The following is a 5,326-nucleotide window of genomic DNA, read 5'->3' as shown; positions in this document are numbered from 1 at the left end:
CTGTTAGCTTCCTCACCCGCCTCGAACTAAAGTTCTTTGGCTTTTAGCTAAAGTCTACTAAAGTAGACTAAAGATTTTTCGGATTATTTAGTCATCAAAAGATGACTTTCGCTATTAGCAAGGAACTGAAGTTCCTTGCGGGACATGGCTTTTACGTTAAGTTGACACCAATGCGTACATCTATACCCCTAACCATTTTGACGTTCCTAACGACAGACACGATGTTAATAACAAACATCGCAATATTAATAAGGAACATTGCGATGTTAATAACAAATATCACGATGTTCATCACAAACATCACGATATTAATAAGAAACATTGCAATGTTCATCACAAACATCACGATATTAATAAGAAACATTGCAATGTTCATCACAAAGATCACGATGTTGGTAACGACAGCTTCTAGACCCAATTGAAAACAGCTACCTCTGCGCTATTCTATGAAAAAAATTCTCACCAGTTTTTTGGCTTTGGGCGTTTATCTAACGCCTATAACAGTAATGCTAATGGCTCAACCCACCTGGGGACAAACTCAAAACTCCCAAGCGCAAGAAGCAGAAAGACTGCTAAAGCAAGGGAGAAAACTGACACAACAACAGGAACACCAACAGGCAATACAAATATTACAGCAGGCTTTAACCATTGCGCGAGAACTCAAAGACCAAAAAATTGAAGCAACTGCACTGCTTGGGCTTGGGCGTAACTACGACGCTTTAGGAGAAAAGCAAAAAGCACTCGAATTTTACAACCAAGCTCTGCCCCTTTGGCGTGCTGTAGGCGATCGCTCTGGTGTTGCGGCTACACTCAATAACATCGGTAAAGTCTACAAGGATTTAGGAGAAAAGCAAAAAGCACTCGATTTTTACAACCAAGCTCTGCCTCTAAGACGTGCTGTGGGCGATCGCACAGGTGAGGCTCGCACACTCAATAACATCGGTGGAGTCTACTCCGATTTAGGAGAAAAGCAAAAAGCACTCGATTTTTACAACCAAGCTCTGCCCCTATGGCGTGCTGTGGGCGATCGCACAGGTGAGGCGACTACACTCAATAACATCGGTGCAGTCTACTCCGCTTTAGGAGAAAAGCAAAAAGCACTCGATTTTTACAACCAAGCTCTGCCCCTAAAACGTGCTGTGGGCGATCGCACAGGTGAGGCGACTACACTCAATAACATTGGTGCAGTCTACAACGCTTTAGGAGAAAAGCAAAAAGCACTCGAATTTTACAACCAAGCTCTGCCCCTAAGACGTGCTGTGGGCGATCGCACAGGTGTTGCGACTACACTCAATAACATCGGTCTAGTCTACTCCGATTTAGGAGAAAAGCAAAAAGCACTCGATTTTTACAACCAAGCTCTGCCCCTTATTCGGGCTGTGGGCGATCGCTCTGGTGAGGCTGGCACACTCAATAACATCGGTGCAGTCTACAACGCTTTAGGACAAAAGCAAAAAGCACTCGATTTTTACAACCAAGCTCTGCCCCTTTCGCGTGCTGTGGGCGATCGCTCAGGTGAAGCGACTACACTCAATAACATCGGTCTAGTCTACTACGATTTAGGAGAAAAGCAAAAAGCACTCGATTTTTACAACCAAGCTCTGCCCCTTTTGCGTGCTGTGGGCGATCGCTCAGGTGAAGCGACTACACTCAATAACATCGGTAAAGTCTACGACGATTTAGGAGAAAAGCAAAAAGCACTCGATTTTTACAACTAAGCTCTGCCCCTTATTCGGGCTGTAGGCGATCGCTCAGGTGAAGCGACTACACTCAATAACATCGGTCTAGTCTACGACACTTTAGGAGAAAAGCAAAAAGCACTCGATTTTTACAACCAAGCTCTGCCCCTTTGGCGTGCTGTGGGCGATCGCTCTGGTGAGGCTCGCACACTCAATAACATCGGTAAAGTCTACAACGATTTAGAAGAAAAGCAAAAAGCACTCGATTTCTACAACCAAGCTCTGCCCCTTAAGCGGGCTGTGGGCGATCGCTCTGGTGAAGCTGTCACCTTGGGTAATATTGGTGTACTCTTCCAAAGTACAAATCGACCAACCCAAGCCATTACTAATTTGCAACAATCTCTCCAAATGGAATCTTTGCGACAACAACTGCAAGAAAAGTTTTCTCAAGCTTTATCCCAACAAATTCGGCAATTAGAAGAACAAGTTTACTCACAAGCCGAAAATATCTCCCACCGTTTCCCTGAAGTAGCAGAACTATTTGAAACTACACCCGCAGATATTAAAAACCTTTGTCTTGATTGGTGATGCACGTTAAAGTAATTCGTAATTAAGCCAGTAGGGTGCGTTATGGCTTTAGCCTAATACCATTTCACACAAACTTTGATACATATAGATTTCTCGTAGGGGCACAGAAAAAGCTCATACGTGTCAACTTAACGTAAAAGCCATGTCCCGCAAGGAACTTCAGTTCCTTGCTAATAGCGAAAGTCATCTAAAAGATGACTAAATTTCTAAAAATCTTTAGTCTACTTCAGTAGACTTTAGCTATTAGCCTTGAACTAAAGTTCAAGGCGGGTAAGGAAGCCAACAGTTAAGCTATTTCTAGCTTAAGTTGACACCAATGAGCATTGCTGTGCCCGTACCAACGTATTTGTATCATTATTAAAGTGAAACAGTATAACGGCACCGCTATCATGATGAGTAAGGGGCTTAATCAATTGATTAAGCCCCTTGTCTGCTTAATTGAGATAGTGAGTGGATTTACGCCGTGCTGTACTAGCTTAAGAAGCTGTTTCAGCCTCTGTCCCAGCATCTTCAGCGCTAATTTGTGGTGGCAAAACGCTCACAACAACTCGCTCCGATTCAGCTAGAGGTGTTACACCTTCAGGAAAGGGTATATCACTAATACTCAAGCTGTCTCCAATTTGCAGGTTAGAGACATCGATTTCAATTACATCTGGGATGTTTTCTGGCGCACAAGTCACTTGCAATTCGGTGATTACGGTGTCTAACACACCACCTTCTTGTTTAACACCAACAGCATTTCCCACAAAACGCAACCGCACTTCTACAGTTGTGTCGCCGTGGCCTGCAACTGCGAAAAAGCTGAGGTGGTAAGGCGTACCTTTTGCTGGATGGATCTGAAGTTCCCGCAGCAAAGTTTTGCCGCGCCAAGGTACATCAGTAACATTTAACTCAATCAATGTATTGTTGACTGAAACTCTTTTGAGCAAGCGCTCAACAGTTTTAGCATCAATGGTCAAAGAAATGGACTCTGTACCCTTATGACCATACAAATTGGCAGGTATCAGTCCAGAACGGCGCAAAGCTCTTGGCTTGCTGCCTTCTGGACGTTTTTGAGATTCGACTGTAATAGCCATAGAAGTTGTCCTTTGTCATTTGTCATTTGTCATTGGGCATTGGGCATTGGGCATTGGGCATTGGGCATTGGGCATTGGGCATTGGGCATTGGGCATTGGGCATTGGGCATTGGGCATTGGGCATTGATTATTCTCCGCGTCTTTGCGTCCCCGTGTCCCCTCATCTCCCTCATCTCCCTCATCTCCCTCATCTCCCTCATCTCCCTCATCTCCCTCATCTCCCTCATCTCCCTCATCTCCCATTCCCTACGCACTGAGCAGGGTAGCAGGTGTGCCGTCGGCCTGCAATAAAGCACGTTTGGGCCCGTGGATGGGGTCTTCTACGATTATGGTTTGATCGCGGCTTGCTCCTAGTGAGACGATCGCGATCGGGACTTCCATCAATTCAGCGAGGAATTTTAGATAGTCCAGTGCTTGCGGTGGCAAGTCTTCCAGGCTGCGGCAGTGGGTTGTTGACACTTTCCATCCTGGTAAGGTTTTGTAGATGGGGCGACATCTAGCAAATTGACGAGAACTGGTGGGGAAGTGTTCGCTGCGTTGACCATCTATGTCATATGCAACACAAACTTGGATTTCCTCTAATTCATCGAGGACATCCAGTTTGGTGAGCGCCATACAATCCATGCCGTTAATTCGCACGGCATAGCGACCGATGACAGCATCAAACCAGCCGCAGCGGCGTTTGCGTCCGGTGGTTGTGCCAAATTCGGCACCGCGATCGCACAACAATTCTCCCAACTCTCCATCCAATTCCGTGGGAAATGGCCCTTCTCCCACTCGTGTCGTATAGGCTTTCGACACTCCAATTACCCGGTCAATCATTGTCGGCCCTACCCCTGTACCAACGCAAGCTCCCCCGGCCACAGGATTAGAGGAGGTGACATAGGGATAAGTTCCATGATCTAAGTCAAGGAGCGTACCTTGTGCGCCTTCAAACAAAATATTCCGCCGTCGTTGAATCGCATCGGATATTTTTAACGATGTATCAACAACGTAAGGGCGCAACCGTTCTGCGTATCCCAAATACTCCTCAATCACCTCTTGTGCATCTAGAGGTGGCAAGTTGTAAAGCTTTTCTAAAATGACGTTTTTATAATTAATCGTCCATTCCAACTGCTCACGTAGCCCATTCGGATCCATCAAGTCTAAAACCCGAATGCCTGTACGTTCAGATTTGTCAGCATAAGTCGGCCCAATGCCCCGACCTGTTGTGCCGATCTTATGGCTTCCCCGTCGTTCTTCCGATGCCTGGTCAATCAAGCGATGATAAGGCATCGTTACGTGGGCTGTCTCAGATATCAGCAGGTGGTCAGTGGAAATATTTAGTTCTTTTAATTGGTCGAGTTCTGCAATCAAAATCTGTGGATCAATAACTGTTCCACAGCCGATAATGCAATCGGTATTTGGATATAAAATACCAGAGGGAATCAAGTGTAGCTTAAAGGTCTGACCTTTAACTACAATCGTGTGTCCAGCATTGACACCCCCTTGGTAACGAACCACAACATCTGCGGAACGGCTGAGTAAGTCAGTTATTTTACCTTTTCCTTCATCGCCCCATTGGGCACCTATGACAATGACGTTAGCCAAGAGCTTAAATTAAGAAGTAAAGTTTCCACAAACTATAATTATTAACATATTGCTGGAATCATGTCAAGCTAATTGTAGTAGGGGCGCACAGAGTTACAGACGTGCGCTCCTACGGCAAATTCCATTATGGATTTATCGAATAGAATTCAGGAGTCAGGAGTCAGAATTCAGAATGAATTTTGACCGAAAAAGCGGATAGCGTAGCGTTAGCGACGTAGGAGCGTCTGAATAACCGGGTTTAAAACCCCCACCAAATCGTAGATTTGGTGGTCAACAAGAAAGTCGCGGGTCTGAATCCCCGACTGTAAGCGAAGCGGAAAGCGAGTCTTCGAGCGTCTTGATTCTGACCGGAGGCGGAGCGTCTCCGGCTCCGCTCCTGAATTCTGACTTCTG

The 5,326-nt window shown here is 45.7% G+C and carries 3 protein-coding genes and 1 pseudogene; 1 reads left to right on the top strand and 3 read right to left on the bottom strand.

Annotated elements, in window-relative coordinates; translation table 11 throughout:
• Positions 1–446: 446 nt before the first annotated feature.
• A pseudogene (locus LC574_RS24910) lies at positions 447–2,252 on the top strand (tetratricopeptide repeat protein); the annotation flags it as partial.
• A 491-nt stretch (positions 2,253–2,743) separates the two neighbouring features.
• Here LC574_RS24910 and LC574_RS24905 read toward each other — a convergent pair.
• Genes LC574_RS24905 through LC574_RS24895 form a run of 3 tightly spaced genes read right to left on the bottom strand, consistent with a single transcriptional unit; the run spans position 2,744 to position 4,933 of the window.
• Positions 2,744–3,343 (bottom strand): 50S ribosomal protein L25/general stress protein Ctc, encoded by a 600-nt coding sequence (locus tag LC574_RS24905; protein ID WP_229456227.1) that lies wholly within the window; start codon positions 3,341–3,343, stop codon positions 2,744–2,746.
• Positions 3,344–3,358: 15 nt separating this feature from the next.
• Positions 3,359–3,586, bottom strand: coding sequence for a hypothetical protein (locus LC574_RS24900; protein WP_229456226.1), 228 nt, complete (start codon positions 3,584–3,586; stop codon positions 3,359–3,361).
• Between the two features lie 3 nt (positions 3,587–3,589).
• On the bottom strand, positions 3,590–4,933 hold the full coding sequence (locus LC574_RS24895; protein ID WP_229456225.1) for an adenylosuccinate synthase: 1,344 nt from the start codon (positions 4,931–4,933) through the stop codon (positions 3,590–3,592).
• Positions 4,934–5,326 lie beyond the last annotated feature (393 nt).

This window comes from Nostoc sp. CHAB 5715, from assembly GCF_020829685.1.
Lineage (GTDB): Bacteria > Cyanobacteriota > Cyanobacteriia > Cyanobacteriales > Nostocaceae > Nostoc.
The sequence above is the reverse complement of the archived record's forward strand: the minus strand, read 5'-3'. Positions and strand labels throughout refer to the sequence as shown.